General features: G+C 72.9%; 26 protein-coding genes and 1 pseudogene. 16 read left to right on the top strand and 11 right to left on the bottom strand.

Annotated elements, in window-relative coordinates; all coding sequences use genetic code 11:
- Window positions 1–59: 59 nt before the first annotated feature.
- From GQ466_RS01565 to GQ466_RS01575, 3 genes are all read right to left on the bottom strand, one after another.
- A complete protein-coding gene (locus tag GQ466_RS01565; protein WP_161100969.1) occupies window positions 60–710 on the bottom strand; it encodes a response regulator in 651 nt (216 codons plus the stop codon).
- On the bottom strand, window positions 707–1,873 hold the full coding sequence (locus GQ466_RS32565; RefSeq protein ID WP_161100970.1) for a histidine kinase: 1,167 nt from the start codon (window positions 1,871–1,873) through the stop codon (window positions 707–709). The genes GQ466_RS01565 and GQ466_RS32565 overlap by 4 nt, the downstream gene beginning before the upstream one ends.
- Window positions 1,874–1,942: 69 nt before the next feature.
- The gene (locus tag GQ466_RS01575; RefSeq protein ID WP_161100971.1) at window positions 1,943–2,977 is read right to left on the bottom strand and encodes an alpha/beta hydrolase; all 1,035 of its coding nucleotides are present in this window, start codon (window positions 2,975–2,977) and stop codon (window positions 1,943–1,945) included.
- Window positions 2,978–3,201: 224 nt separating this feature from the next.
- Between GQ466_RS01575 and GQ466_RS01580 the strand changes: the two genes are divergently transcribed.
- Window positions 3,202–3,783 (top strand): EF-hand domain-containing protein, encoded by a 582-nt coding sequence (locus GQ466_RS01580; RefSeq protein WP_161100972.1) that lies wholly within the window; start codon window positions 3,202–3,204, stop codon window positions 3,781–3,783.
- Between the two features lie 76 nt (window positions 3,784–3,859).
- Window positions 3,860–4,591 carry a FadR/GntR family transcriptional regulator gene (locus GQ466_RS01585; protein WP_337193271.1) on the top strand — a complete coding sequence of 244 codons (732 nt, stop codon included), beginning with the start codon at window positions 3,860–3,862 and terminating at the stop codon, window positions 4,589–4,591.
- Here the strand turns inward: GQ466_RS01585 and GQ466_RS01590 are convergent.
- A complete protein-coding gene (locus GQ466_RS01590; RefSeq protein WP_161100973.1) occupies window positions 4,563–5,519 on the bottom strand; it encodes a hypothetical protein in 957 nt (318 codons plus the stop codon). The two genes, GQ466_RS01585 and GQ466_RS01590, sit on opposite strands and share 29 nt — an antisense overlap.
- A 130-nt stretch (window positions 5,520–5,649) precedes the next feature.
- On the opposite strand from GQ466_RS01590, the gene GQ466_RS01595 reads away from it, so the two are divergent.
- The 7 genes from GQ466_RS01595 to GQ466_RS32570 all read left to right on the top strand — a co-directional run bounded on the left by GQ466_RS01595 (window position 5,650) and on the right by GQ466_RS32570 (window position 16,683).
- Entirely contained in the window at window positions 5,650–6,492 is an 843-nt protein-coding gene (locus GQ466_RS01595) for an SDR family NAD(P)-dependent oxidoreductase (RefSeq protein ID WP_161100974.1), read from the top strand.
- A gap of 14 nt (window positions 6,493–6,506) precedes the next feature.
- Window positions 6,507–7,055, top strand: coding sequence for a TetR/AcrR family transcriptional regulator (locus GQ466_RS01600; RefSeq protein WP_161100975.1), 549 nt, complete (start codon window positions 6,507–6,509; stop codon window positions 7,053–7,055).
- Between the two features lie 15 nt (window positions 7,056–7,070).
- Window positions 7,071–7,493 (top strand): nitroreductase family deazaflavin-dependent oxidoreductase, encoded by a 423-nt coding sequence (locus tag GQ466_RS01605; protein ID WP_161100976.1) that lies wholly within the window; start codon window positions 7,071–7,073, stop codon window positions 7,491–7,493.
- 147 nt (window positions 7,494–7,640) lie between these two features.
- Complete coding sequence (locus tag GQ466_RS01610) at window positions 7,641–8,267, top strand: sulfotransferase family protein (protein ID WP_161100977.1); 627 nt, start codon at window positions 7,641–7,643, stop codon at window positions 8,265–8,267.
- Between the two features lie 83 nt (window positions 8,268–8,350).
- Complete coding sequence (locus GQ466_RS01615; protein WP_202419920.1) at window positions 8,351–9,250, top strand: hydrogen peroxide-inducible genes activator; 900 nt, start codon at window positions 8,351–8,353, stop codon at window positions 9,248–9,250.
- Between the two features lie 223 nt (window positions 9,251–9,473).
- On the top strand, window positions 9,474–12,977 hold the full coding sequence (locus GQ466_RS01620) for a bifunctional glycosyltransferase/CDP-glycerol:glycerophosphate glycerophosphotransferase (RefSeq protein WP_161100978.1): 3,504 nt from the start codon (window positions 9,474–9,476) through the stop codon (window positions 12,975–12,977).
- A gap of 211 nt (window positions 12,978–13,188) precedes the next feature.
- On the top strand, window positions 13,189–16,683 hold the full coding sequence (locus GQ466_RS32570) for a CDP-glycerol glycerophosphotransferase family protein (RefSeq protein ID WP_161100979.1): 3,495 nt from the start codon (window positions 13,189–13,191) through the stop codon (window positions 16,681–16,683).
- Between the two features lie 31 nt (window positions 16,684–16,714).
- Here GQ466_RS32570 and GQ466_RS01630 read toward each other — a convergent pair whose 3' ends face one another.
- The 3 genes and pseudogenes from GQ466_RS01630 to GQ466_RS01640 all read right to left on the bottom strand — a co-directional run bounded on the left by GQ466_RS01630 (window position 16,715) and on the right by GQ466_RS01640 (window position 18,466).
- Window positions 16,715–17,446 carry a class I SAM-dependent methyltransferase gene (locus GQ466_RS01630; RefSeq protein ID WP_161100980.1) on the bottom strand — a complete coding sequence of 244 codons (732 nt, stop codon included), beginning with the start codon at window positions 17,444–17,446 and terminating at the stop codon, window positions 16,715–16,717.
- 469 nt (window positions 17,447–17,915) lie between these two features.
- Window positions 17,916–18,098 (bottom strand): annotated as a pseudogene (locus tag GQ466_RS31180) (helix-turn-helix domain-containing protein); the annotation flags it as partial.
- Between the two features lie 53 nt (window positions 18,099–18,151).
- Entirely contained in the window at window positions 18,152–18,466 is a 315-nt protein-coding gene (locus GQ466_RS01640) for a hypothetical protein (RefSeq protein ID WP_202419921.1), read from the bottom strand.
- Between the two features lie 392 nt (window positions 18,467–18,858).
- On the opposite strand from GQ466_RS01640, the gene GQ466_RS32575 reads away from it, so the two are divergent.
- The 4 genes from GQ466_RS32575 to GQ466_RS01660 all read left to right on the top strand — a co-directional run bounded on the left by GQ466_RS32575 (window position 18,859) and on the right by GQ466_RS01660 (window position 21,438).
- Window positions 18,859–19,698, top strand: a complete 840-nt coding sequence (locus GQ466_RS32575) for a GntR family transcriptional regulator (protein WP_161100982.1) — start codon at window positions 18,859–18,861, stop codon at window positions 19,696–19,698.
- A gap of 61 nt (window positions 19,699–19,759) precedes the next feature.
- Window positions 19,760–20,191: an NUDIX domain-containing protein gene (locus tag GQ466_RS01650; RefSeq protein WP_161100983.1), complete on the top strand. Its 432-nt coding sequence runs from the start codon at window positions 19,760–19,762 to the stop codon at window positions 20,189–20,191.
- A 65-nt stretch (window positions 20,192–20,256) separates the two neighbouring features.
- Window positions 20,257–20,445, top strand: coding sequence for a DUF397 domain-containing protein (locus tag GQ466_RS01655; RefSeq protein WP_161100984.1), 189 nt, complete (start codon window positions 20,257–20,259; stop codon window positions 20,443–20,445).
- A 174-nt stretch (window positions 20,446–20,619) separates the two neighbouring features.
- On the top strand, window positions 20,620–21,438 hold the full coding sequence (locus tag GQ466_RS01660) for a hypothetical protein (protein ID WP_161100985.1): 819 nt from the start codon (window positions 20,620–20,622) through the stop codon (window positions 21,436–21,438).
- 2 nt (window positions 21,439–21,440) lie between these two features.
- Here GQ466_RS01660 and GQ466_RS01665 read toward each other — a convergent pair whose 3' ends face one another.
- Window positions 21,441–22,133, bottom strand: a complete 693-nt coding sequence (locus tag GQ466_RS01665; RefSeq protein ID WP_161100986.1) for a methyltransferase domain-containing protein — start codon at window positions 22,131–22,133, stop codon at window positions 21,441–21,443.
- Window positions 22,134–22,251: 118 nt separating this feature from the next.
- Here GQ466_RS01665 and GQ466_RS01670 point away from each other — a divergent pair, with 118 nt between their 5' ends.
- Together GQ466_RS01670 and GQ466_RS01675 are read left to right on the top strand one after the other, a co-directional pair.
- Window positions 22,252–22,584, top strand: a complete 333-nt coding sequence (locus tag GQ466_RS01670; protein WP_202419922.1) for a PadR family transcriptional regulator — start codon at window positions 22,252–22,254, stop codon at window positions 22,582–22,584.
- The gene (locus tag GQ466_RS01675; RefSeq protein WP_161100987.1) at window positions 22,581–23,444 is read left to right on the top strand and encodes a hypothetical protein; all 864 of its coding nucleotides are present in this window, start codon (window positions 22,581–22,583) and stop codon (window positions 23,442–23,444) included. Before GQ466_RS01670 ends, GQ466_RS01675 begins: the two co-directional genes overlap by 4 nt.
- A 119-nt stretch (window positions 23,445–23,563) precedes the next feature.
- On the opposite strand, the gene GQ466_RS01680 is transcribed toward GQ466_RS01675, so the two are convergent.
- On the bottom strand, window positions 23,564–24,286 hold the full coding sequence (locus GQ466_RS01680) for an SRPBCC family protein (protein WP_161100988.1): 723 nt from the start codon (window positions 24,284–24,286) through the stop codon (window positions 23,564–23,566).
- 288 nt (window positions 24,287–24,574) lie between these two features.
- Between GQ466_RS01680 and GQ466_RS01685 the strand changes: the two genes are divergently transcribed.
- A complete protein-coding gene (locus GQ466_RS01685; RefSeq protein WP_161100989.1) occupies window positions 24,575–25,003 on the top strand; it encodes a cupin domain-containing protein in 429 nt (142 codons plus the stop codon).
- On the opposite strand, the gene GQ466_RS01690 is transcribed toward GQ466_RS01685, so the two are convergent.
- Both GQ466_RS01690 and GQ466_RS01695 read right to left on the bottom strand, forming a co-directional pair.
- Window positions 24,978–25,190 (bottom strand): hypothetical protein, encoded by a 213-nt coding sequence (locus GQ466_RS01690; RefSeq protein WP_161100990.1) that lies wholly within the window; start codon window positions 25,188–25,190, stop codon window positions 24,978–24,980. The genes GQ466_RS01685 and GQ466_RS01690 overlap by 26 nt on opposite strands.
- Window positions 25,183–26,364 (bottom strand): PspC domain-containing protein, encoded by a 1,182-nt coding sequence (locus GQ466_RS01695; protein ID WP_161100991.1) that lies wholly within the window; start codon window positions 26,362–26,364, stop codon window positions 25,183–25,185. Before GQ466_RS01695 ends, GQ466_RS01690 begins: the two co-directional genes overlap by 8 nt.
- Window positions 26,365–26,484 lie beyond the last annotated feature (120 nt).

Consider the following 26,484-nt stretch of genomic DNA (forward strand, 5'->3'; position numbering starts at 1 on the left):
ACGGCGCCCCCGCCGGCATCCGCCCCCGAGCGGCTTCGCGCCTACCTCGTCCGGCGTACTCAGTGCTCCACGAGGCGATGCCGATGGGCGTACACGACCGCCTGGAGCCGGTCCCGCAGGCCCAGCTTGGCGAACACCCGGGACACGTGCGTCTTGACGGTCTCCTCGCCGACGCCGAGCGTCGCGGCGATCTCCCCGTTGCTGAGCCCGTCGGCGATCAGCAGCAGCACCTCGCCCTCGCGGGCCGTCAGCCGGGACAGCTCGCGCGGACGTGCGGCGGGCGCGATCCCGGCGGCGAGGCGCCCGGCCAGCCGCCGCGTCACCGACGGGTCGATCAGCGCGTCCCCGCGCGCCACGACCCGGACGGCCTGGACCAGTTCCTCCGGCGGCAGGCTCTTGAGCACGAACCCGACGCCCGCCTGGAGCGCCTGGCGGACGTAGTCGTCGAGGTCGTACGTCGTCAGGACGAGCACGCGCGTGACGTTCCCCGGCGCGGACAGGATCGCGCGGGCGGCGGCGAGACCGTCCAGCTTCGGCATCCGGATGTCGAGGACGGCGACGTCGGGCCGTAACTCGGCCGTCCGGGCGACCGCCGCGCGTCCGTCGGCGGCCTCGGCGACGCACTCCAGGTCCGGCTGGGTCTCCAGCGCGGCCCGCATGCCGGAGCGGAACATCGCGTGGTCGTCGGCGAGCAGGATCCGCAGCGTCATGCCTCGTCCTCCACCGGGAGCCGCACGGCGAGCCGCCAGCCGCGTCCGTCGGCGGACGGCCCGCACCGGAACGCGCCGCCGTGCAGGGCGACGCGCTGGCGCACCCCGGCCAGCCCCCGGCCGGGGGACGCGCAGTCCCGGCGGGGCGGGGCGCCGAGCGTGTTGGCGACGTCCAGGGCGAGGTCGCCGTCCGCGCGGCCGAGCGCGACGGTGACCTGTCCGCCGTCGCCGTGCCGGAGCGCGTTGGTCAGGGCCTCCTGGAGGATCCGGTACGCGGCGAGGTCCAGCGCCGCGGGCAGCCGGCCGAGGTCGCCCGCGACCGTCAGATGGACCGGCGGCCCGGCGGCGCGCACCCGGTCCAGCAGCTCGTCGATGTCGCCGAGGCCGGGCTGGCGCCGGTCGGGCGAGGGGTCCTGGCCGTGCAGGACGTCCAGCAGCCGCCGCAGGTCGGCCATCGCGGACCGGCTCGCGGCCTCCACCTGCGACACCGAGCGCCGCGCGGCCGACCCGGGGCCGCCGGCCAGCTCCATCCGCGCGACGCCCGCGTGCATGCTGATCGCGCTGACGTGGTGGGAGATGACGTCGTGCAGGTCACGGGCGATGGCGCTGCGCTCCTCGGCGACCGCGCGCGCCACGGCGGCGGCGCGGCGCTCGGCCATCAGCTCCAGCCGCGACAGGTGCGCCAGCTGGGACGTGTTGGACCGTCCCACCATCCACGGAACGAACGCGATGCCGAGCGCGATGAACCCGGCCGCCCAGAGATGGTCGAGCCACCAGCCGCCGCGGACCAGGGCGTAGCCGAGGACCGCCCCGGCCAGCGCCCCGAGCGCCCGCAGCGCGGCGGGGAACGGCAGCCAGGCGCCGGCGCGGTAGCCGGCGACCATCTGCCCCGGCGTGATCGGGATCTCGAACAGGTACGGCTGCCGCAGCAGCAGCGGGACGAGCACGACCACGCCCGCCCGCAGGACCGCGACGAGTTCGGCGTGCTTCGGCGGCCCGGCGAGCGCGAGATCGGCGACCGCGGTGCTCAGGACGAGCACCGCGACGCGCCAGCCGCCGGCCCCGGCCGCGTTGATGAAGACGAGCGCGAACAGGTCCACGGCCAGGCACGCCCCGGCCATCGACCACGTCTGCCAGGTTCTCGCCCTGCTGTTCTCGTCCACCACGCCAATGTGGCAGAACGGCGGCGGGAATCCTCCGCGCGGCAGTGACAAAGCGGCCTCGTTCGCTGCTCACGGGTGCGCGCCGATCGCGTTCATCATCAGCGGCCACGCCTTCTTGTACTCGCGGATCCAGTACTCCCACTGGTGGAATCCGGGCCCGTAGAGATCGGTCGTGGCGGGGATTGCGAGCCGGGCGAGCCGTTCGGCGAGGTCGCGCGTCGTGGCGCCGACGACCGCCTCGCCCGCCGCGCCGGCGAGGTAGAGCTGGACGCCGTTCAGCAACCCGTCGCGCGCGACGTCGGTGGCGAGGTCGTCGTCCAGCGGGCCCTGCGTGCCGTCGCCCGCCGAGAGGAACAGGCCGGTGCCGCGCAGCCCCTCGGCCCGGACGTACGGGTCGTGGTCGGCCCAGTTCTTCGCGTCGAAGACCGGGTTCCCCCATTTGGCGAGCGGGTCGGGGACGGTCGGCTCGGGCGTGGCGTAATCGGTGAACATCAACGCCAGCGGAACGCCCGCGCCGGTCAGGTGCAGGACACCGCTGAAGCAGGAAACGTACGCGAACAGCCCGGGATGCCGTGCGGCGTAGGTGATCGCCCCTTGGCCGCCGGACGAGATCCCCATCGCGGCCCGCTTCTGCGACGCCCGGAAATTCCGCTCCAGCAATTGCGGGACCTCGGTGGTGTGGAAGGTCTCCCAGCGCGGATTCCCGCCTTTCCCGCCGTTGTACCAGTCGGTGAATCCCTGCCGCTTTCCGCCGTCCACGAGGGCGACGAGCGCGCCGCTGCGCTTGGCCGTCTCCGGAAAGCCCTCCGCGCCGGCCCATTCGGTGTAGTCGCCCGGCCCGCCGCCGTACGCGTAGACGATCGGCCACGTCCGGTCCGCGTCGCGGCTCCATCCGGCGGGCGTGTACAGCCTGATCCGGGGCTTGGACGTATCCACCAGCGGCGTATCGATCGTCAGGTCGAGGGTCTGGTCGTCCACCTTCCGCACGTCCACGATCCGCCCGCCGTCGTCGGCGGGCACATAGCTCTCGGCGCGCGCGGGCGCCACCGCGAACCCGAGAACGAGACACGCCGCCACGGTCAGCGTGGACAGAACGCGAGGCATCGAAGGCTCCTCAAGGCCGGGAACCTCGAAAGCTAGAGAACCCGCCCCGCCAAGTCGTCCCAGGCCGGAGGGACGAGGGTCCCCCGCGCGGGGGACCGGCCGCGCCGGGTGGAATGTGACGGGCGGGTGAGTTTGGGGGTGGAAATGGGGGGCACGGTCCGCGTTCGCTTCGTTCCCGTCCGTACTGTTCGCCTGTTCAGTGCCGCCGTGGGAGAGGAACGACGATGCCCGACAACGCCGCGTGGGCCGACGTGGATCCGTTCGTGCTGGCCAAGTTCGAGGCGGCCTTCCGCTGGCTGGACGCCGACGGCGACGGCGCCTTCACCGAGGCCGACCACGTCCAGATGGGCCGCCGCGCCGCGAGCGCGCTCGGGCACGAGCCGGGCGGCGCCGCCGAGCAGGACATGATCGACGCCTACGTCAACATCTGGCGGCGCCTGCACGCGCCGCTGGACGCCGACGGCGACGGACGGCTCGCCCGGGACGAGTTCATCACCGCCTGCACCGCCCTGACCCGGGACGCCGACCTGGCCCGGCGCACGCTCGGCGAGCTGGCCGACGCGGTGCTGGCCGTGGCCGACCGCGACGGCTCGGGCACGATCAGCCTGCCGGAGTACACGGCTTTCATCCACGGCCACGCCCCGGGCCTGCCCGACGAGCAGATCACGGCGGCGTTCGCCCGGCTCGACCTGGACGGCGACGGCGCGATCGACCACGCCGAGCTGACCCGGTGCGTCCTGGACTACTACACGGGCACCGACCCGGACGCCCCCGGCAACTGGATGTTCGGCCCGCCCCCGGCCTAGCGGGCGCCGGGGGAGCGTTGCCGCGGGCGCCGACGAATGGGATGCTATTCGTCATAATCATTTCGAGGAGGCGCCCGTGAGGTACGACGACGAGGCCGGCGGCCCCGCGCTGCGGCGTGCCGACTGGGACCGGTCGAGTCCGGCCGGACGCGCCCAGCAGGCCGCCGAGCGCGTCGCGGACCTCGTGGCGGCGGCGCGTCCGGGCGAGCGGCTCGGCACGAAGGAGGAGCTGCGGACGCGGCTCGGCGTCTCGGTCGGCACGTTCAACGAGACGCTGCGGCTGCTGCAGGCGCGCGGCCTGGTGGCGGTGCGGCCGGGGCCGGGCGGGGGGCTGTTCGCGGCGGAGCAGTCGCCGATGGTGCGGCTCGGCAACTCCGTCCTCGCGCTGGACGCCGACACCGCCGACGTCGCCGAGGCCATCCGCATCCGCGACGCCCTCGACCCGCTGCTCATCGAGGACGCCCTGTGGCACGCCTCGCCCGCCGACATCGCCGGGCTGCGCGAGCACCTGGACGTCATGGCGGACGCGGCGAAGTCGAGCGACCCGGTCGCGTTCGTCCACGCCAACTGGCGGCTGCACGCCCGGATCGCCGCGATCAGCCCGAACCGGCTGCTGGCGTCGCTCTACCACGGGCTGCTGGAGGTCATCGAGACGCACACGCTGTCGGTGCTGCCGTCCGCCGACCGTCCGCTGCCCGACTACATCGCCGAGCGGCACCGCCTGCACGCCGATCTGGTGGACGCCCTGGACGCCCGCGACCGCGACCGCGCCCTCGCGCTCATCGCGGCGCATAACACCGGGAACTGAGCCGCGCGGCGACCCACAGCAGCGCCACCGCCCCGGCGGCGAACACGATGTGCCCGACCAGGTTCACCGGCCCGGACGACCCCGAATCGGGCGGCTGGGTGAAGCCGACGCCCGCGTAGGTGAGCGTCGCGCCCGCCGCGAGGGCGAGGACGTGCCGCCGGTCCCAGCCGTGCGCGCGGGACCAGTGGACGCCGAGCGCGACGGCCGTCGCGGCGATCGACAGCGCGCAGACGACGCCCCACCAGTTCGGCTGCAGGACCGCCATGAACGCAGCGGTCAACGCCAAAGACGCAACCCCGGCGACCAGCGGACGCGGCGCCGTACGGCCCGCGCGCCCCGGCCCGGGCCGCCGGATGCGGAAGGCGGCGACGATGAGCCCGACGATGGCCAGCGACGTACCGATCAGCCGCGAGGCCGACGCCATGAAATGTTGCTCTTCGTAGGTGCCCCACCCCACGACCACCGTCCCCAGTAGGAACAGCGCGACGACCACCGGCAGGCCGAGACCCCCGAGCCACGGCTCCCGTGCGCGGCTCGGTACCAATGCCTCAACGAGCGCGATCGGTACCGTGATGCTCCAGACGGCATGGACTGCCAAGGTCGACAGCAGCCCGTACGCCCCGGTCCCGAGGAACGGCACGTACGTCACCGACACCATGTCGTAGTGGTCGGAGTAGTGCGTGTTGAACAGCATCTGGTCGAGCAGCCCCTCCTCGACCAGCGCGTACGCCGCGCCGAGCAGCAGGATCGACCACCAGCCGCGTCCGGTCCGGCGCACGCTCTCCCGGATGAGCAGCGCCCCGCCCCCGTAGAGCAGCGCCATGACGGGCAGCAGCGCGATCGCGTCGAGCGACGTCGCGCCGAGCAGCAGCTCGCCGACGGCCGGGGCGAGGAAGAACAGCCCGATCGCGGGCAGCGCGCGTCTCATGTTCCGGACGCTACGGATCGCGCCCGGGCGTCCGCTTCGGCCTTTGGTCGACCGTCCGCCGACCAAAGTTCTCTTGTCATAGTGACAAGACTGGGAGTACGGTCTTGTCGCAACGACAAGAGGAGGGCTCATGGAGATCAAGGGACGACGCGTGCTCGTGACGGGCGCGTCGAGCGGCATCGGCTGGGAGGCCGCGCGGGCGTTCGCGGCGGCGGGCGCCGAGGTCGTGGCGGTGGCGCGGCGCCGCGAGCGGCTGGCCGTGCTGGAGGACCTGCTGGACGGCGCCGCGACCGTCCTCGTCGCCGACCTCGCCGAGCCCGGCGCGGTGGAGCGCGTCGCCGCCGCGGCCGGGACGATCGACGTCCTCGTCAACAACGCCGGGAGCGAGGCCGGGGGAGCGGTGTGGGCGGTCGGCGACCGGCGCGAGGCGCGGCAGATGTTCGAGGTCGACCTGTGGGCGCCGCTCGCGCTGATCGCCGCGCTCGTCCCCGGCATGGTCGCGCGCGGCGCCGGCGCGGTCGTCAACGTGACGTCGATCCGGCAGGTCGTGGCGTGGCCGGGCCTCGGGCACAGCGCCGCCGCGAAGGCCGCGCTGGCGCAGGCGACCGAGACGCTGCGGATGGAACTGGACGGCACCGGCGTCGGTGTCGTCGAGGTCATTCCGGGCCCGGTCGAAACGGCGGCGCTCGGTGCGAGCCTGCTGTTGCCCGGCTTCGTGGAACTGCTGGACGGCCTGTTCGGCACGGGCACGCCGGAGGACCTGGCGGCGGAGATCGTCACGGCGGTGCGGGACGGGCACGACCGCGTCCTGTACCCGTCCGCCGTCGCGGGCGCCTACGACGATCCGGTGGGCACCCGGGCGGCGCTCGCGACGGCCGCGCGGGAGCGGGCCGGGACGACGGGCGACCTGGTCGTCGGCCCCGACCACCCGCTCGTCCGGGACGCCAAGGACGCGTGGGAGCGCAGCCGCTGAGATACCGTCCGGGCATGCCGCGCAACAGACACGACGTCGACCGGGACGCCAAGATCGCCGAGATCCGGGAGGCCGCCGTCGGCCTGCTGCGCGCGGGCGGCTACCCGGCGCTGTCGCACAGCGCGGTCGCCAAGGAGCTGGGCCTCGCGCGGACCGCCGTCACCTGGTACTTCGCGACCAAGGACGATCTGTTCGCCGCCGCCCTCGCCGACATCTACGTCGCCGACCTCGGCACGCCGCCCGCCGACGGCGACGTCATGGCCCGGCTGCGGTGGGCCGTCGAACGGCTCACCGCGCTGCAACCCCTCACCCACGCCCTGCACGAGCGCGCGCGGCACTCCCCGGCCGCCGCCGAGCTGGAGGCGGCGTTCCAGGAGGGGCTGTGCACGCGGCTGCGGGCGCTGCTCGCGCCGCACGTCGCGGCGGACCGGCTCGACCGCGTCACGACGACCGTCATCGTGTTCGTGGAGGGCCTGCTCGTCCAGCCGAGGACGACCGGTGACCGCCTCGACCTGCTGGAATTCCTCGTCACCGACCTGATCGGAGCGTCCGGACGCTCCTGAACCCCCGGAGGAGCCATGTCCGACTACGCACCGAGCCCGTTCCCGTCCGTCCGCGAGCAGGTGGCGCTCTACGAGGCCACGGACGGCGCGGAGGGCGGGACGCTGGAGGGCCGTCCGGTCGTCATCCTGACCAGCCGGGGCGCCGCGACCGGCAAGCTGCGCAAGACGCCGCTGCTCCGGATCGAGCATGCCGGAGCGTACGTGGTGGTGGCGTCGTACGGCGGCGCGGACGTCCACCCGGCCTGGTACCGCAACCTGAAGGCCGACCCGGAGGCGCGCGTCCAGGACGGCCCGACCGTCCGGCACGTCCGGGCGCGCGAGGCGGAGGGCGACGAAAAAGAACGCCTGTGGGCGATCGCGGACGCAATATGGCCTGATTTCCCGACGTATCGCGCGAATGCGGCACCCCGGGAGATCCCCATCCTGGTCCTGGAGTAATTCCCTATTTTGCCGACTCAACCGACATTCACGATCGACTTCAAGCGTTTTGTAAATGTGGCTGACTGGTGATGTCGGAAGACTTTTCCCGGGTGATTACGTGGGGCCCGTCCGTGATGGAACGCAATTCCGGAATCGGGAGCTCCCATGCTCAACGTGATCGGCGCAGGCTTCGGCAGGACGGGCACGGCCTCGCTCAAGGCCGCGCTGGAGACCCTCGGGCTCGGCCCCTGCCACCACATGACCGAGGTGCTGGAGCGACCCGGCCAGATCGCGGGCTGGACCCGCGCGGCGCTCGGCGGCCCCGCCGACTGGGACGCCCTGCTGCGCGGCTACCGCTCCACCGTCGACTGGCCCGCCGCCCGGTTCTGGCGCGAGCTGGCGGCGCGCCACCCGGCGGCGAAGATCGTCCTCACCGAGCGCGACCCGGACGCCTGGTACGAGAGCACGCTCAACACGATCTACCGCATCTCGCGGGAGAAGCCGGGCGCGGTCGGCGACGACGCCTACACGCTGGTGAACGCGGTCGTCTGGGACGGCGTCTTCGGCGGTCGTTTCGAGGACCGCGACTACGCCATCGAGGTGTTCCTGCGCAGCAACGAGACCGTGAAGAGGGAGGTCCCGAAAGACCGCCTGCTCGTCTACCGCGCCGGGGACGGGTGGGAGCCGCTGTGTTCGTTCCTCGGTCTGCCCATCCCCGAGGAGCCGTATCCGCACCTCAACGACCGCGCCGCGATCCTCGCCCGGGTCGCCGGGATGGCCGAGGGCTCCTGAAAACGGACGCCGGGTACCGTGAAAGTGATCGGTACCCCGGCGTCCCATAGGAGACGGTTATCAGCAGGCCCACGATCGCCCAGTTGCGCGCGTTCCTCGCCCTCGCCGAGCACCTGCACTTCCGCGACGCCGCCGCCGCGCTGCGGATGAGCCAACCCGCCCTGTCGGGGGCCGTCGCCGCGCTGGAGGAGACGCTCGACACCCGGCTCGTGGAACGCACCACGCGGCGCGTCCTGCTGACGCCGGCGGGGGAGCGCGCCGCCCGCCGCGCCGAGTCGATCATGGCCGAGCTGGACCGGCTGGAGGAGGAGGTGAACGCCGTCCGGGGCCCGCTCGTCGGCCCGCTGCGCGTCGGCGTCATCCCGACCGTCGCGCCGTACCTGCTGCCGATCGTCCTGCCGCGCCTGGCCGCCGACTACCCCGACCTGGAGCTGTCGGTCCACGAGGAGCAGACCGAGCAGATCGTCGCCGAACTGCTCGCCGGGCGCCTGGACGTCGTGCTGCTCGCGCTGCCCGTCCCCGCGACCGGCGTGACGGAACTCACCCTCTACGACGAGGACTTCGTGCTCGTCGCGTCCGGCGCCGCCGCGCTGCCCGCCGGGCCGCTGCCCCGCTCCGCGCTCGCCGACCTGGACGTCATCCTGCTCAACGAGGGCCACTGCCTGCGCGACCAGGCGCTGGACGTGTGCCGGGAGGCGGGCGCCCGCGCCGCCGCCTCGACCTACGCGACGAGCCTCGCGACGCTGGTGCAGCTCGTGTCGGGCGGGTTCGGCGTCACGCTCGTCCCGGAGACGGCGCTCGCCGTCGAGACCCGCGCGGCGCCCGGCCTCGTCCCGCACCGCTTCGCCGCCCCGGCCCCCTACCGGCGCGTCGGCCTGGCGTTCCGCTCGACGTCGCCGCGCGCGGACGAGTTCGGCGTGCTCGCCGGCGCGGTGCGCGCGGCGGTCGCCGCGCAGATCCCGGAGGTGCGCGTGCCCGGGTGAATCACGGCACGTCACGATCGTTTGCTGCGTATTTCCCGAGTGTTGTCAAAGGTGCCGTCTGCTCACGGTTGTGGCCAAAGGTCGGGTAATCTCCTGTCATTCGCTGCGCGTCGTCCCTGTGTCGTCGTGTGTGCCGCCGCGTCCCCGCCGGCGCCCGGAACGGACCTCCGCACGGCCCGGTCGCGTGGCCGTCCCCCCGCCGAGGACCTTCTGGAGGGTACGAATGTCCACCAAGCTCAGCGTCGTGGTCCCCATGTACAACGTGGAGGACTACCTGGCTGAATGCCTCGAGTCGATCGCCGCGCAGACGCTGCGCGACCTTGAGGTGATCATGGTGGACGACGGGTCCCCCGACGGCAGCGCACGGATCGCCCAGGCGTTCGCGGACCGGGACCCGCGCTTCCGGCTCGTCCGCAAGGAGAACGGCGGGCTCGGTCCGGCGCGCAACACCGGCACGGAGCACGCGACCGGCGAATATCTCGCCTTCGTGGACAGCGACGACCGGGTGCCGTCCTACGCCTACGAGAAGATGGTCAATTCGCTGGAGGAGACCGGGTCGGACCTCTGCTGCGGCGGCGTCGAGCGCTTCGACTCCGAGCGCGTGCTGCCCGCGAAGTTCCTCCAGGACACGTTCCGCACCGCGCGCGCCCGGACGCATGTGAGCCGCGACCACCTGCTCCTGCGCGACCGGACGGCGTGGAACAAGGTCTTCCGCCGCTCCTTCTGGGACCGGTATTCCTACGCGTTCCCGCCCGGGGCGTACGAGGACATTCCCGTGACGATTCCGGCCCACGTCCAGGCGCGGTCGGTGGACGTCCTGCGGGACATCGTCTACAGCTACCGCCAGCGCGAGGGCGGCGAGCTGTCGATCACGCAGCGGCGCACCGAGGCGTCGAACCTGCAGAGCCGCATCGAGTCCTGCGCCAAGGTCTCCCGGTTCCTGGCGAAGGAGTCGCCGGAGCTGAAGGACGTCTACGACCTCGCCACGCTCGACGACGATCTGATGATTTTCATCGACGCGGTCGAGAACGGCGACGACGAATACCGCGCGCGCCTCTGCGAGCAGATCGGCGCGTACGTCGGCACGATGCGGCCGGGCCTGGTGGACCGCCTTCCGGCGCTCCAGCGGCTCAAGTACCACCTGCTGCTCGCCGGGCGCGGCGACGACCTGGCCGTCGTCCACGAATACGAGCGCACCGGCCTGCCCGCCGTTCCGACCGTCTCGCGCGGCCTGCTGCGCAAGCGCTGGTACGCCGGTTACCCCTTCCGCGACGACCCCGAGCGCGCCATTCCCGAATCCGTCTACGACGTGACCGACGAACTCGGTTTCCACGCCCAGGCCGACACGATTACGTGGGTCGGGGACAAGCTGCGCATCACCGGCCACGCCTATGTTCCCGGCATCGACATGAGTCTCGACGACGAGATCACGGTGTGGCTCCGGCACGTCAAGTCGGGCCGCGAACACCGGCCCGCGCTGCGGCGCGTCGCCGTTCCCGAGGTCACCGCGCTGTCCAAGCAGGCGAGCGCCTGCTATGACGGTTCCGGATTCGTCATCGAACTCGACCCGGCCGAACTCAAGAACGGCCACAAGGGCGCGGACGCCGACTGGCAGTTGCACGCGAAGGTGCGCGTCGGTTCCGGCCGCGACCGATTGGTGCGTTCGGGCCGCATCATGGAGAACGGCCCGGCCGCGCAGTGGCCGCGCTATCGGGACCTTCCCGGCGGCGTTCGCGTCCAGTGCGTGCGCGCCGGGGAGAACGGCGTGCGGGTGCGGTTCCGGCGGCCCGTGGCAATGGTGACCGGGCAGACGTGGACCGACGAGTCCATCGTCTTCACCGGGTGGGTCCGCGGCAACACCGAGAACGCCGACATCGCCCTGGTGGCCTGCCGCGAACGCGGGACCGAGCACGAACTCCCGCTGTCCTACGGCGCGGCGGCCGACGGCCGGACGCCGTTCTCGCTGGCGGTTCCGCTCGAACTGATCGGCGCCCGCGCGGACGACGCGGTGGAGAACCTGAACCACGACCTTTCGCTGCGGGTGCGCGGAAAGCGCGTCCGTCTCTCGGTGCCCGACGACTTCACCGAGACCGCCTACAGCTGGGCGGACAAGGCGGTCGTGATCGGCCGCACCCGCTTCGGCAATTTCACGCTCACGGTCGGAATTCCGCAGCTTCTCGTCAGCGACGTCGTGTGGCGCGACGACGAACTGGTGCTGACGGGCGTCTTCGCCGGCGACGCGGCGTACGTCGCGCGCCCCGAGACGCTGGTCCTGCGCCGGCGGCGCGGCGGCGAGCGCTACGAGGTGCCGATCGCCTGGGACGGCGAGCGTTTCGAGATCGCCTTCCGGCCGGGCTTCATGCGGCATCACGCGGAACTCGTCGCGATGCACACCGGCCGCTGGGACATGTGGGCGCTCGACGGAACGGGCTCCCGCGTCGCGCTGCTCGCGGGGCGCTCGTGTTTCGACGCGCTGCCGAACTATGCGGACCACAACGGGTTCCGTTACCGGATGTGGCCGTCGCGCGGTCTCGGCCTGTACCTGTCCTCGCAGGTCGCGCGGCCCGACGACGAACGCGGCCCGTACGCCCGCCGGATGCTCCAGGAGCGCGAGTACCCGGCGTTCCGCCGCAATCCCGTGCGCGATCTCGTGACGTTCGAGAGCTACTTCGGCTGGCAGTACTCCTGCAATCCGAAGGCCATTTACGAGGAGTTCCGGCGCCGCGACACCGGGTACGAACTCGTGTGGGTGAAGGGCGAGCGGCATTTCAACGTCCCGGACGGCGGCCGGACCGTCCAGCGCTTCTCCCGCGAGTACTACGAACTGACCGCCGCCGCGCGGTTCGTCGTCAACAACGCCGCGCAGCCGACGTGCTACCGGCCGCGCGACGGCCAGCTCTACGTCCAGACCTGGCACGGAACGCCGATCAAGACGATCGGCTTCGACATGCTCTGGGACAAGATGGAGCGGCGCGACCAGCGGCAGCGGGAACTGGCCGACGACATCTCCCGCTGGGGGCTGCTGCTCAGCCAGAACCCGATGTCCACCAAGGTCATGCGGCGGGCGTTCCGGTATGACGGCGAAATTCTCGAAAGCGGATATCCGCGCAACGACATTGCCCATCAGCCCGGCGCGGAGGCGATCCGGACCCGGCTCCGCGAGGAACTGGGAATTCCCCCGTGGAAGCGCGCCGTGCTGTTCGCGCCGACGTGGCGCGACAATCTGCGCAGCACCGGCGAGGGATTGGCGCGCCACCAGCTCGGCCTGGACATCGAGCGCGCCGCCGCGGCCCTCGGCCACGACACGGTGCTGCTGTTGCGCATGCACCACATGCTGAACGCGCAGCTTCCGTCCGGGCTCAACTCGTTCGTGGTGGACGTCACCGATTATCCCGACATCACGGAACTGTTCATCGCGTCCGACGCGATGATCACCGATTACTCGTCCGCCATGTGCGACTACGCGGGTCTCGGCAAGCCGATCATGCTGTTCACGCCGGACCTGGAGGCCTACCGCAACGACATCCGGGGATTCACGCTCGACATCGTCGAGCACGCTCCCGGGCCGATCCTGCGGACGTCGGACGAGGTGATCGAGGCGCTCCGGGAGTTCGACGCGGTGGCGGCGGAGTCCGCCGACCAGCTCGCGCTGTTCGCGAAGGACTTCTGCCCGTTCGACGACGGGCACGCCGCCGAGCGGGTCGTGGACTACCTGCTCAGCCGCTGAGCCGCCGCGCGGGCGGCCGACGGGCACCAACGAACGGAAAACGCAGGTCAGAGAGGGCGCGTCCGCCATCGGCGGGCGCGCCCTCGGCGTCTGCGCGGACGAAGTTATCCACAAGTTCGTCGCAACTTGCGCTCGGCTCGTCACGTGCCGTTAGCATCGTCAGCGCCGTCGGGAGACCCCCGACCCGGCGGCCCGACGGGAGGTTTGCGAAGTGTCCCCGAAACTCAGCGTCGTCGTGCCCGTGCACAATGTCGAGGAGCACGTCCGCGCGTGCCTGGGCTCGCTCGCGGGGCAGACCCTGCGCGACCTGGAGGTCATCGTCGTGGACGACGGCTCGTCCGACGGCTCGGCCGCCATCGCGCGCCGGTTCGCCGCGGGCGACGACCGGTTCCGCGTCGTCCACGAGCGCCACCAGGGCCCCGGCCCCGCGCGCAACGCCGGGATCCGCCGCGCCACCGGCCGCTACCTGGCGTTCGCCGACGCCGACGACGTCGTCCCGCCGCACGCCTACCGGCGCATGGTCGGCTCGCTGGAGCGCAGCGGCTCCGACCTCGCGACCGGCGGGGTCGAGCGGATCGACGGCGAGCGCGCCTGGCGGTCCTGGATGCACGACGGGGTGTTCTCCCGTCCGGGCGCCGGGGTCAGGTTCGGGGAGCGTCCGCTGCTCGTACGGGACCGCTGCGTCTGGAACAAGGTGTTCCGGCGCGGGTTCTGGGACGACCAGGGCCTCACCTTCCCCGACGGGCTCTACGAGGACGTGCCGGTCGCGCTCGGCGCGCATCTGGCCGCGTCCGGCATCGACGTGTTGGATGACGTCGTGTACCGATGGCGCAAACGGTCCGGCTCGATCACCGAGGGCCGGTTCGACCGTGAGAACTTCGCCCAGCGCGTGGGCATGGCCCTCGCGCTGCGGGAGCGCATCGAACGCGGCGCGCCCGCCCTGCTGCCCGCCTTCGACGAGCACTCGCTGATCGACGTGGACGTCCGGGTCCTGTTGGAAGGGCTGCCGCGCGTCCCCGACGACGACCGCGCGGCCCTGGTCGAACTCGGATCCGACGCCGTCCGGCGCACCGGCGCGGCCGTCCGGGAGAAACTGCCCGCGCTGCTGCGCCTCCAGCTCCACCTGCTGGAACACCGCCGCCTGGACGACCTGCTGGAGGTGCTGGCGTTCGTCCGCGACGGCGGGCCCAAGAGCGCGCCCGTCGTCAAGCGCGGCGGGCTGCGGCCCCGCTGGTACGCGGGCTACCCGTTCTTCGACGACGCCGGCCGCGACCTGCCCGCCGGGCTCTACGACGTCACCGACGAACTGCGCGCCGTCGCCCGCGTCGACGCGGTGACCTGGGCGGACGGGCGGCTGCGCGTCGAGGGTCACGCCTACGTCGACCGGATCGGCGCGGCGTCCCCGGGCGACATGCGGCTGCGGCTGTGGCTCGTCGCGCAGGACAAGCTCGGGCTGCGGCGCGTCCCGATCACCCGCGTGACCCGGCCCGACGTCACGGCCGCGTCGGCGCAGGCGGCGGTCTCCTGCGACGGGACGGGCTTCGTCGCCGAGATCGACCCGGCCGACCTCAAGGTCCTCGGCCGCCGCCGCCAGGTGGACTGGCGGCTCGCCGCCGAGGTGTCCGCGCGGGGCGTGCGGCGGCGCGCGGGGGTGCAGGCGCCGCGCTCGGCCCGGCACCGCTGGCCCGTCCCGGTCGCCCTGCCCGACGGCACGCGGGTGTGGGCGCTCGGCACCGGCGGGTTCCGGCTGCGCGTCCGCCGTCCGGACGCGCTGGTCACCGCGCACCGCCGCGCCGGGGACGCGCTGGAGATCGAGGGCCTGCTCGCCCGCGAGCCCGCCGAGGGACTGCGGCTCGTCGCGCGCGCCGGTGCCGGGACGTCGGTGAAGGTCCCGGCGGAGGTCGCCGCGCAGCCCGGCGGCGGCTGGTCGTTCTGGGCGCGGGTGCCGCTGGCCGACCTCGCCCCCGCCGACGCCGCACCCGTCCTGACCTGGACGTTCACGCTGAGCGGCGGCCTCGCGCTCCATCTGGACGACGTGGACGCCACCGCCGACGCCTGCCACCGGATCTCCGGCCGCGACCGCACCGAGGCCGTCGTGACCCGCACCCGGGGCGGTGAACTGTGCGCGGTGGTCCGGCCCGCCGCGCCGGTCGTCACGCGCGTCGCGTGGGAGGACGACGACCGGCTCGTCCTGACCGGGACGTTCGCGGGCGCCGAGCGTCCGGCCGCGTTCGTCGTGCGGCGCGAACGGTCCGGGCAGCAGCACCGCGTGCCGGTGCGGTGGCGCGGGGATCGGTTCACGGCGGCGTTCCGGCCGTCCCGGATGCCGCGGTTCGGGGTCGAGCTTCCGCTCGGCAAGGGGCGGTGGAACATTCTGTGCCCGTTCGGCCTGGACGAGACCCCGGTCGTGGTGGCCCGCGACGCGGCGAGCGGGCTGCCCGTGCCGCGCGTCGTGGGGTTCCACGAGATCGAGCCGCACGCCGCCAAGGAGGACCGGCTCCAGCTCCGCGTCAAGGTCGGGCTCCCCGTCGCCGAGCGCGGCGGCCACGCGCAGGCCCGGCTCCGGACGGCCGACTACCCGCGCTACCGCACCCGTCCCCTGCTCGACCTGGCGGTGTTCGACAGCTTCAACGGACGGCAGTTCTCCGACAACCCGCGCGCGATCTTCGAGGAGCTGCGCCGCAGCGATCCTGGCTTCGAGTGCGTCTGGGTCACGGCGGACGGGCAGTTCCCGCCGCCGGACGGCGCGCGGACCGTCCTGTCGGGGAGCCGGGAGCACTACGAGGCGCTGGCGCGGGCGCGGCTCGTCGTCGGGAACTGGCGCCAGCCCGACTGGTTCGACAAGCGCGAGGGCCAGACGTACGTGCAGTGCTGGCACGGGACGCCGCTGAAGAAGGTCGGCTACGACCTGCGCGCGATGCCCTACAAGCGGACCGAGGGCGCGGACTGGATGCGCCGCGACGTCCCCCAGTGGGACCTGCTGCTCGCGCAGACCCCGTACGTCGTGCCGTTCCTGCGCAGCGCGTTCCGGTACGACGGCCCGGTGCTCGACACGGGCCATCCGCGCAACGACCTGCTGAACCGTCCGGAGCGGCACGCGATCGCGCTGCGCGTGCGCGAACGCCTCGGGATCCCGGCCGGCAAGAAGGTGGTGATGTACGCGCCGACGTGGCGCGACGACTTCCACTTCGCGATCGGCAAGCGCGCGTTCCAGCTCGAACTGGACCTCGACCGGGCGTCCGCCGCGCTCGGCGACGACCATGTGCTGCTGCTGCGGACGCACTACCTCGTCACCGACAAGCCGAAGCCGGGCGAGAACCCGTTCGTCATCGACGTGTCGGACTATCCGGACATCGCGGAGCTGTACCTCGTCGCGGACGTGCTCGTGACGGACTACTCGTCCTCGATGTTCGACTTCGCGGTGACGGGCAAGCCGATGCTGTTCTACACCTACGACCTGGAGCGCTACCGCGACCACGTGCGCGGCTTCTACTTCGACCTCGCCGAGGTCGCGCCGGGGCCGCTGCTCGACACGTCCGACGAGGTGATCGACGCGCTGCGGGACCTGGACGCGGTGGCGCGCCGCTCCGCCCCGGCCTACCGGGCGTTCCGCCGCCGCTTCTGCCCGTCCGACGACGGGCGGGCCGCCGCGCGCGTCCTCGCCCGCGTCCTCCCCGACCGCGAGGAGGTGGAGATCCCCGCCTGACGCCGCCGGTTCGCCGCCGCGAACCGGCGGGCTACATCGGCTTGCGGAGGCGGACCAGGAAGGAGTCGCCGCGCAGGGCGCCGAGCGGCAGGCGGCGCTCGACCAGCGACACGGTGCGCAGCGCGCGGTTGGTGCGCGGCGAGAGGTCGGGCGTGGTGCCGTCCAGCAGGCGTGCCCGGTGGCGGCGCAGCGCGGGCCGGAGCAGGACGTTCCAGCACCGGACGCGGTCGATCGTGAGGCCCGCGCCCTCGGCCAGCTCGGCGAGGGACGCGCGGCGGTAGCGGCGCGGCAGCGGGTTGGCCGGGTCCAGCGGCGCCCAGCGGCCGTCCGCGCGCGTCGCCACGCGCGGTCCCGGCCGGCGCGGGCCGACGTCGTTGGGGACGGTGACGAACGCGACGCCGCCCGGCCGCAGGACGCGGGCCAGCTCGGCGACGACGGCGCGGTCGTCGACGGCGGTCGGCAGGACGTCCAGCGCGGACGCGAAGCCGAACTCGCCGTCCTCCAGCGGGAGGGCTTCGGGGTCACCGAGCCGGGCGTCGACGCCGTCGCACCGGGCGGCGTCGACGTCCGCGCCGGACGTGCCGATGACCACGGTCTCCCAGCCTTGGTCGATGAGGACGCGGGCGTCGCGGGCCGCGCCGATGTGCAGGGCGCGCCCGGCGACGAGCCGTCCCGCCTCACGGGAGAGGAGCGCGCGGCGCTCCCGGTACCACCAGTGGTCGTCGTCGGCGGCGGCGACGCGCTGAATCTCGACAGTGCTCATGCGCCCCTACCCAAGTGAAAGCGCTGGAACGAACCAACGCCCTCGGCGCAGCACAGTCCGACAAAGAACACCAGCTTGATCGTGATTTGGCGTTGACGGCCACGGGATGACTATCCGGTCAGACGCCCTGACCAGGGCGGATAACCATGCCCCCACCGCACCCCCGCCCCCGGCCGCCGCCACGCGCTTCCACGGAAAGGCGGTGTCCTCCACGCGCGAAGGCTCACCGCACGACGGAAACCGCCTCACGCGCGAAGCCCGGCATCCCCCTCAGGATGCCGGGCACTTGCGCGTGTGCTGGTCAGCCGAGCCCGTCGCGGACGGCCCTGATGAGAGCGGTGGCGTCGCCGTCGAAGTAGTCGCGGATGACCGCGTTGAGGATGGCGTTGGCGCGCGGGTTGGAGGCCGCCGCGACGTCGGCGCCGTCGTCGGCCGGGAGGCCGTCGGCGTCGGGGGCGTTGCCGACCTGGAGGAGGCGGTGGATTTCCGAGGCGTGGTAGCGCCGGTGCCCGGACGGCAGGGTGACGGGGTTGAGCGTCCCCGTCCGCGCCCACCGCGTGACGGTCTTGGGGTCGACGCGGAAGAAGTTCGCGACTTCGGCCGGGGTGTAGAGGGTCGGCTGCTGCTGGGGCTCTTCGGGCTTGTTGGTCATGGTGTTGGGTTCCGGTTCTCGGGTCTCGGTCTCGGTTTCTGTTCGGTTGGGACTTACGGGGCGGTCGCTTCCGGCGGACCGCCCTCCCCGACCGGTCCGTCGTCACCCGGTCGCCCGGCCAACCGCGCGGCCTTGTCGTCCTCGTGCTCCATCAGCGCTTTGAGTCGCGGAAGGTCCAGCGCGACGACGACGTAGAGCAGCCCGGCCCGCTCCTGCTCGTGCGTCAAAGGACGCCGCAGGCAGCACTTCCACGTCCTGTCGAGCGTGATGTAGGGCTGAAGCCACCGCCCTTCGGGCTCGCGGTACCCGGGAAGCGGCTCGCGATGGTCGATCCGCACGAACTGCGGACGTTTCTCGGGGTTGTTCATCGCGTCCTCCGATGGCGACCACGCGCCACGCGGCGGACGAGCGGCATGGACAGATAGGTCATGAGACCTGTGATCACACCAATGCCCGCCACGGACATCACAATGGCGATCTCAACCGCCGTGACGACACCTTTCGATTGGACCACGTTGGCCTCTTTCCGGAAGTCGTGCCCGGACGGTCCGGGCGCGCTTCCTGCTCCGTCGGCTGCGTGCGTAGTGCAGTCACCGGCGAGCAACCGACCTCATCGTGTGGTTGGCTCGTGGCGGGTAGATCACCGGCGGGCTGCACCGACGCCCAGGATTTGCTTCAACAAATCCTGGGGCCCATGCTGCCGGTAGGCTCCTGCCGTGTCAATATGCTTCAACAAATCAATCTGTGAGAGGTTGGGTACGTGGGGTCATCGCGGTATCAAGCGATCGCGGACGATCTCTCCCAGCGCATCGACGCCGGTGAGTGGGGACAGGGCGAGACTCTGCCGCCGATGGAGAAGCTCGCCGCCGCGTACGGCGTCAGCCGGAACGTCGTCGCCCGCGCGATCGGGAAGCTCGCCCAGGACGGACGCGTCGTGTCGGTACCGCGCCGGGGCACGGTGGTGCGCCCCAAGCATCGCCGCATCGTGATGCGCACGAATGTGGTGCGCCGCAACACCCGGCATGTCCGCGACGGCGAGGAGTTCGCCGCCGGCTACTCCTTTCCGGCGGCGATGGGCAACGAGCGCTGGACTCACCACATCGAGCCGCAGGCAGGCGAGGAACCCATCGAGGACCCTCGCCTGGCGCACATGCTCAATGTCCCGGTGGGTCAGCCGACCGTCCGTCGCCTGCGCGTCACCGGCCCCGAGGGTGAACCGGCCTTCCAGATCTCAACGACGTGGATCCACCCACGCGTGTCCGCACAAGTCCCCGAAGTTCTTGACCCCCACGGCACGGGCCCGGGTGCTTGGATCGACGCCGTGGAGGCCGCCGGGCACGGCCCGCTGGAATGGCTGGAACGCCGCCGCGTCCGCATGCCCACCACACAAGAGACCAAGCTCCTGCTGATTCCCGCCGACCTACCCGTCTGGGAGATCGTCCGCACCAGCTACAGCGCGCTGGACGAGAAGGCCGTCGACGTCACCCAGGTCGTCATCCCCGGCGACCGCGTAGAAGAGGTCTCCCGCCTGCGCCGCGACGACACCGCCGCCTGGCCCCCGACCGGCACCAGCCCCGACGGCCCACCCCTGGCCCCTTGAACCTCAGCACGTGCCGCGAGATAGTCCCGCACGTCTGGGCAGGCGATGGGTCGGAGGCCGGGTGTCCGAGGGCGGCAAGCACTCCGTCAGTGTCGCCGGGGTCGTGGTGGACGACCGCGACCGCGCGTTGGTGGTCCAGCGGCGTGACAACGGGCGGTGGGAAGCGCCCGGCGGTGTCCTGGAACCGGGCGAGGACATCGTTTCGGGTCTGCTGCGCGAGGTGCGTGAAGAGACCGGCCTGGACGTCGCGCCGGTCGCGTTGACGGGCGTCTACAAGAACATGACGCTCGGCGTCGTCGCGCTCGTCTTCCGCTGCACGAAGATCGGTGGGACGCTCACTGAATCCGACGAGACGCAAGCCTTCCGGTGGGTCACCGAGCACGAAGCCGCCAAGATCGCCGACGAAGCCTTCGCCGTCCGCGTCACCGACGCCCTGAACCCCCGACAGCCCGTCCCCGTCCGTCACCACGACGGCACCGACCTCACCGACTGAGCCCACTGAGCGCTGGATCCACCACCCGCAACCCGCAGGTCTCGGCAGGCAGTGAAAGGACTCGGATGACATTCCTCACGTGGCGCAAGTCCAGCTTCAGTGGGACGGGCGCCCAGTCGGACTGCGTCGAAGTCGCGTCTCTCGCGCGCGACATCGGCGTCCGCGATTCAAAGCAGCCCGACGCCGGTCACCTGACCCTCGCCCCCGAGACGTTCGCCGCGCTCGTTGCGCACGTCAAGGACGTCCGCGCGTAAGGCACGTCCACCCGAGAACCCTCGGCACGCCCCGGCGAGCCGGGGGTTCCGCGCATCCGTCGCCGAGCACGGCAGTGCGGTCTGAGCGCCACCGTGCCGTGTTGGGTGCGGACTTGGTGCGGAGGCGGATAAGCCGCCGTTGGATAGCCTGGGCGGCGGCCAACGGGAGTGTTGATGGTGGAGAAGCTCTACTACGAACTGTTGATCGCTTCGGCGCGGCAGTCGGGACTGGTCACCCGGGGGCAGGCGGCCCGGCTGGGGGCCGACGGCGCGGTGGTCGAGCGCCTTCGTGCGGCGAAGCTTCTGCGGGAGCTTGACGACGACGTCTTTGAGCTTCCTAGCAGTCGTACCAGCTTGATGTACGCCTATCCGTATGCGGCGTGGCTGAGGCTGGATCCCGAGCGCTTCTCCTGGGAGCGTCCGCAGGAACCGGTTCAGGACGCCGTGCTGTCGCACCACTCTGCCGCGCGCGTCCACGGGCTGGGCGCGCTGCCGGTGCTGCGGACGACGTTCACCGCGCCGGAGGCCATGGCCGCGCCGCGCGGCGTCGACGTTCGGGTCGGGCGGCTCGCGGCGGACGACGTCACGGTCGTCGCGGGCATTCCGGTGACCACGCCGCACCGGACCGTCGTCGATCTCGTCCGCGACCGCTTCGGTCACGACGAGATCGGGCGGGTGCTCAACGACGCTCTCCGCAAGGACGCGGTCGACCTCGCGGCGCTGCACGACGCGATGGTGCCGCTGGCCGCGGAGTTCGGCTTTCCGGCCGGCGGTGCCGCAATGCTCCGTCGTTTCCTGCCCGATCTCATCCCGGCCGCGCTGTCTCCGCGCAACCTCCGCGCCTACGCCCGGCTCGTCGCGCCCGGTGATGTCGCCGCGATCAGGGCACGGATCGCGGACATGCTGATCGTCGTGCCCGCGGCGGACGGGGTCGCCGAGGAGCTGAGCGACGACGTCGCGGCGGAGATCGTCGGACGTCTGCACCGGTCCTGACCTCAGGCGGGGCGGTGGGCCCGGACTAACAGCGCTGTGCCGGGGAGCGTCCGCAGGTGGCGGTCCGCGTACTGGGTCAGGGCGAGCGCGCGGTTCGTCGTGCGGTGGCGCGGGGTGTGCTCGAAGCCCGCGGAGCGGTGGCGGGTCAGGCGGATCAAAGGACGCAGCAGCGTGTTCAGGTTGATCAGGGCGTCCACGGTCAGGCCCGCCTCGGTGAGCAGGAGCGTCACCGCGTCGCGGGAGTAGCGGCGGACGCGGCCCAGCGTCAGGTCGTGGGCGGACCAGAGCGTCATGTCGTGCGGGACGGTGATCAGAGCCGTGCCGCCGGGGCGCAGGACGCGGGTCAGCTCATGCGCGGCCTGGTCGTCCTCGTCGATGCGCGCCAGGGTCTCGAAGCAGGTGACCAGGTCGAACGCGTCGGACGGCAGGGGCAGCCAGCGCGCGTCGGCCTCGTAGGCGTCCACCCCGGTCGCGCGGCAGCGGGCCACGGCGGACGGGTCCGCGTCGATCGCCGTCACGTCCCAGCCCAAGGACATCAGGCCGCGGGAGGCGGCGCCGTCGCCCGCGCCGACGTCCAGGGCCACACCGGGCGATCCCAGGCGACCGACCTCGCGTAGCAGGACACTGCGCCGCGCCCGCGCCCACCAGTGCTCGTCCGCCGTGGGTGCGACGCGGCGGCTCTCGATCGTCTGCACGGGAGACAGCGGACCGCGAGGTCGGGGCGGGGATCGGTCCGGCGGCGCCGGTGCTGGCGGGATCGTTGACCGGTCTTGGCCACCCCGATACTTCGCGGGCTGATATATCGTGCGACGTATGGTTGACGCTGCGATGAGCGAGCCCGCCTACTTCGTGCTGGCGGCGCTGCTCGACGGACCCCTGCACGGATACGGGATCATCAAACGGGCCGGTGAACAGTCCGGCGGACGGGTCAGGCTCGCCGTCGGCACCCTCTACGGCGCGCTTGACCGCATGGCGCGCGGCGGGCTGGTCGCGGTGGACCGGGAGGAGACGGTCCAGGGCCGTCCCCGCCGCTACTACCGGCTCACCGACGACGGACGCCGCGCCGTGACGGCCGAGGCCGCGCGGATGGAGCAGGCCGCCAGGATCGTCACCCGGCGCGCGAACCTCCGGACGGCGCAGGCATGAGCGCCGCGCAGACCTGGTACCGGCTCCTGCTGCGCGTCTACCCGCGCGAGCACCGGGCCGCGTACGGCGCGGAGATCCTGGACGCCCTCGGCGAGGCCGCGCCGTCCGGACGGCCCTCGGTGCGCGAGTCCGTCGCGCTGGTGCGGGAGGGCGCGGCCGAGCGCGTCCGCCGCCGCACCGCGCCGTGGTGGGCGGACGGCCTGCACCTCGCCCTCACCGTCCTCGCCGCCGTCAACCTCGCGTACGCGCTCGTCGACCGGGAGAACGCCTGGTGGACGGCCGTCTCGGCGGCGCTCCTGCTCGTCCTGCTGCGCGGCTGGACGCTCGCCGCCCTCCCGCTCGCGCTCGCCGTCGCGTTCTCCACGGCGCGCGGCATGGTCGGCGTGGACGGCACCGGCGACGGGCGCTTCCACAAGATGGCCGACCTCGCCGGATACCTCGGCCCCGAGTACTGGAACTGGGTGTCGCTGATCCCGTACGGGCTGCTGGCGGCGGGCGCGGTCGTCCTCGCCGCGCTGTACCGCAAGAACCTGCCCGCGCGGTCGTGGTGGTGGGCGGCGGTCCCGGCCGTCGAGCTGGCGGCGAGCCTGGTCGCCGACCGCTGGGACGTGACGTTCCCGTTCCTGCGCGTCGGCCTGGAGGGCGGCCTGCTGCTCGCCGGGCTCTGGGCGACGCTGGTGACGCGCAGCCCGCGCTTCGCCGTCGCCGGGGCGTTCTACGTCGTCCCGGGCGAGATCAACGCGCTCGTCTACCCGCCGCAGAGCACGGGCGACGTGGCGTACCGGTGCGTCCTCGCGGTCCTGCTCGTCGTGACGGCGGCGCTCCTCACCCGGCCGCGCCGACCCGAGCCCGCCGGATAGGCGCGGCCGGACGAGGCGGATCGTCACCGGCGCGGCCACGGCGGCGCCGCGTCCGGTGCGGGCGCGACGGGCGGACGAAGTGACGCCACCGGCGTGGCGGCGCGAGGTCGCGGGGCGGGTCAGGCGCGGCGGCGCCGGACGAGGTGGATCGTCACGAGCGCGGCGAGCAGCGCGGCGACGGCGGCCGGGGCGGCGCGGCGGGCGATCGACGGCGCCGCCACGGCGGCCGGGACGGGCTCGGGCAGCATGGGCAGCGGACGCGGCGGCGCGTCGTCCAGGCCCGCCGACCGCTGCCGGGGGACCAGCGGACGGGGCAGCACGCCGGGCTCGGGCAGCGTCTCGCTGATCGTCTTCGGCGTGATCTCCTCCACCGGCACCCGGACGGGCTCCGGCCCGGGACGCGCGGCCAGATCGTCGGCGAGGGCGCGCGCGAACCGGGCGACGAGCCGCTCGCCCACCCCCGTCAGCGTCTCGAAGCCCGCCTCGGTGATCCGGCCCGTGACGGTCAGCGTGGTGTGCAGCGCGACGAGCGTCCCGCCCTCGGTGCCGCGCAGGCGCGCGGTGAGGGTCGCGGCGACCGTCCCGGGGCCGCGCGCCTCGCGGCCGGCCGCCTCGACGGTGACGGTGCGCTCGACGGCGTCGGCCGCCGTCACCCGGGCCGTGCCGCGATAGGTGACGGTGATGCTCCCGGCCTTGACGCGGAGCCGCCCGGTGAGAACGTCGCCGTCGACCGCGTCGAGGATCGCGCCGGGGACGAACGGCACGACGCCCGTGACGTCCCGCAGCACCGACCACGCCCGATCCACCGGTACCGGCACGGTGAATTCGTGGTCGAGCTTCATCTTTCGGTCCTTATCGTCGGGGGTCCTGCCTCGCGACCCTACGACCGTCCCCCGGCCCGCCGCCAGACCACGATCAATGACTTACGGCGTGAACTGGGACGATACGGACGCTCCGGTTTGACAGCACCCCGCGCCGCCGTGTCTCCTAGTGCCCGTGACAGCGCGCCTGCCGTTCCGCAGCCCCGTGGCCCTCCGCCGCGCGGCCAGCGCGCTGTGTCCTTCGTGTTGTCGCTGACCCGAGAGTCAGCCACCGCCCCACTTCCGGCGCACCCCACGAAGGACCCACCGATGGTTCCCGATCTGACCATGCGCGGCCAGGACGACCCCCACGGCCGCCTGCTCGCCCCCAGGCCCGCCACCGCCGGGCAGCTCGCCGCGCGCGTGCTCGACCTCGCGTCCCGGCCCGCCGACTGGTGGGGCCGGGTCCGGTTCGACGCCGCCGCGCCCGTCCGCATCCCGCTGGACGAGCGGGACGGCGTCCGGACGTGGATCACCGTCCGCCCGCCCGGCCACCGCTCCGGCCCGCACGCCGCGCAGGGCCAGCAGGTCTGCGTGCTCGTCGCGGGCGAGCTGACCGAGGTGTTCATCGCCGACGACGGCGTCACCGAGCGCCCGCTGCGGCCGAGCCGCGTCCGCGTCCACGGCGGCCCGGGCACCCGCGCCGTCGTCAACCCGGCCCGGGCCTACGCGGTCACCCTGCACGCGGCGGCCGTCTGACGCGCCGGACGCGTCCCACCGCCCGCACCACGCCGATCACGCCGAGCCCGCAGAACACGGCCGCGACGAGCGTCCGGATCCCGAGCACGGCGTCCCCGGTGATCCCCTGGACGAGGAAGCACGCGGCGGCGCCCCCGAACAGCAGCCCGGCGACGACCGCGCCCGCGTCGAAGCGCCGGTCAGCCACGGTGCACCTCCACGTCGCCGAGGCCCGTCCGGACGCGCAGGTCGATCACCGGCGGGTTCCGCACGGCCGCGTCCGGTTCGAGCACCTGCCGGACGTCCACGCGCGGCCCGTTGACCGTGCGGCTCTCCACCGTCAGGTCCCCGACCAGCAGATACGCCGACAGGTTCACCCGCGCGCCGCGCGGGACGGTCAGCTTCAGCTCGCCCATCAGCACCTCGGCCTTGATCTGCACGTGCTCGCCCGCGCGGACGGGCAGCGACGTGAGGTCCAGCCGTCCCGAACCGACGGCCATGCGATAACCCTGCTGCGTGCTCGCCACGGTGGCGGGCCTCCAATCGACGTCGCCGAACCGCATCCCCTTGGGTGCCTGCATGATCACCGCGTCCGTCAGAAGGGTGAGGGTGAGGAGCGCGCCCACGAGGACGAGGCCCCGCGCGCGGAACCAGCCGCCGAGCAGCAGGCCCCCGGCGACGACGGCCAGCGCGACGCCGCCCGCGACGAGGACGACCCGCGTCGCGGCGAGGTCCCCGGTGAACAGGAGGCTCGCGGCGCCCGCGGCGAGCGCCGTCCACACGGTCGTCGCGGTGAGCGGCGAGCGGGGCTTGGCGGGGGGCTTCGGCTCGTCCGGCAGCGGCTCCCGCCCGGACGAGTACGTCGCGAGGTCGATCATCCCCGGCGGCAGCCCGCCGTCCGCCGGGGGCCGCTTCCCGAGGTCGACGGGCGCGGCGGCGGCCGGGACGATCGGGTGGCCGCGCAGCCGCTCGGGCATCGTCCGCGCCAGTTCCGCCAGGTCCACGCCCCGGGCGTGCGCGACGAGCAGCGCCAGACCGAACAGCGTCACCACCGAGATCGCGCTCGTGGAGAACCGCGTCCCGAACACGCCGGTCACGACGATCGCGCCCCACAGCGCGCCGAGGATCGCGAGGACGGTCGTCGCGTCGAACCGGCGCCGCAGCAGCCGCTCGGCGGGCGCGGTCACGTCCGGCGCGGACGGCATGAGCAGCGCCGCCGCGATGTACAGCAGCACGCCCTCGCCGTGCGCGACGGTCAGCAGCCCGAACCCGACCCGGTACACGACGGGGTCCAGGCCCGTCCGGGCGCCGAGCCCGGAGCACACGCCGGCGAGCACGCGGCCCTGGTCGGTCCGCACCAGCCGGGGGATCGCTTCGTCCATGCATCCATCGTGACGGGCGGCCCGCCCGCGCGGTATCGGGTACACCCCTGAGCGGACCCTGGGGACAGCATCAGGGACGCCCCCTGATGCGCCCGCACGTGCGCGCGTGTGACGATCGAC

It is taken from the genome of Actinomadura rayongensis (assembly GCF_009831215.1).
Lineage (GTDB): Bacteria > Actinomycetota > Actinomycetes > Streptosporangiales > Streptosporangiaceae > Spirillospora > Spirillospora rayongensis.

Excerpts from the sequence above, each read along its gene's own strand:
- GQ466_RS01565 (WP_161100969.1), bottom strand. The coding sequence starts at position 710 with ATGACGCTGCGGATCCTGCTCGCCGACGACCACGCGATGTTCCGCTCC.
- GQ466_RS01575 (WP_161100971.1), bottom strand. The coding sequence starts at position 2,977 with ATGCCTCGCGTTCTGTCCACGCTGACCGTGGCGGCGTGTCTCGTTCTC.
- GQ466_RS01580 (WP_161100972.1), top strand. The coding sequence starts at position 3,202 with ATGCCCGACAACGCCGCGTGGGCCGACGTGGATCCGTTCGTGCTGGCC.
- GQ466_RS01590 (WP_161100973.1), bottom strand. The coding sequence starts at position 5,519 with ATGAGACGCGCGCTGCCCGCGATCGGGCTGTTCTTCCTCGCCCCGGCC.
- GQ466_RS01595 (WP_161100974.1), top strand. The coding sequence starts at position 5,650 with ATGGAGATCAAGGGACGACGCGTGCTCGTGACGGGCGCGTCGAGCGGC.
- GQ466_RS01600 (WP_161100975.1), top strand. The coding sequence starts at position 6,507 with ATGCCGCGCAACAGACACGACGTCGACCGGGACGCCAAGATCGCCGAG.
- GQ466_RS01605 (WP_161100976.1), top strand. The coding sequence starts at position 7,071 with ATGTCCGACTACGCACCGAGCCCGTTCCCGTCCGTCCGCGAGCAGGTG.
- GQ466_RS01610 (WP_161100977.1), top strand. The coding sequence starts at position 7,641 with ATGCTCAACGTGATCGGCGCAGGCTTCGGCAGGACGGGCACGGCCTCG.
- GQ466_RS01620 (WP_161100978.1), top strand. The coding sequence starts at position 9,474 with ATGTCCACCAAGCTCAGCGTCGTGGTCCCCATGTACAACGTGGAGGAC.
- GQ466_RS01630 (WP_161100980.1), bottom strand. The coding sequence starts at position 17,446 with ATGAGCACTGTCGAGATTCAGCGCGTCGCCGCCGCCGACGACGACCAC.
- GQ466_RS01640 (WP_202419921.1), bottom strand. The coding sequence starts at position 18,466 with ATGAACAACCCCGAGAAACGTCCGCAGTTCGTGCGGATCGACCATCGC.
- GQ466_RS01655 (WP_161100984.1), top strand. The coding sequence starts at position 20,257 with ATGACATTCCTCACGTGGCGCAAGTCCAGCTTCAGTGGGACGGGCGCC.
- GQ466_RS01660 (WP_161100985.1), top strand. The coding sequence starts at position 20,620 with ATGGTGGAGAAGCTCTACTACGAACTGTTGATCGCTTCGGCGCGGCAG.
- GQ466_RS01670 (WP_202419922.1), top strand. The coding sequence starts at position 22,252 with ATGGTTGACGCTGCGATGAGCGAGCCCGCCTACTTCGTGCTGGCGGCG.
- GQ466_RS01675 (WP_161100987.1), top strand. The coding sequence starts at position 22,581 with ATGAGCGCCGCGCAGACCTGGTACCGGCTCCTGCTGCGCGTCTACCCG.
- GQ466_RS01680 (WP_161100988.1), bottom strand. The coding sequence starts at position 24,286 with ATGAAGCTCGACCACGAATTCACCGTGCCGGTACCGGTGGATCGGGCG.
- GQ466_RS01685 (WP_161100989.1), top strand. The coding sequence starts at position 24,575 with ATGGTTCCCGATCTGACCATGCGCGGCCAGGACGACCCCCACGGCCGC.
- GQ466_RS01695 (WP_161100991.1), bottom strand. The coding sequence starts at position 26,364 with ATGGACGAAGCGATCCCCCGGCTGGTGCGGACCGACCAGGGCCGCGTG.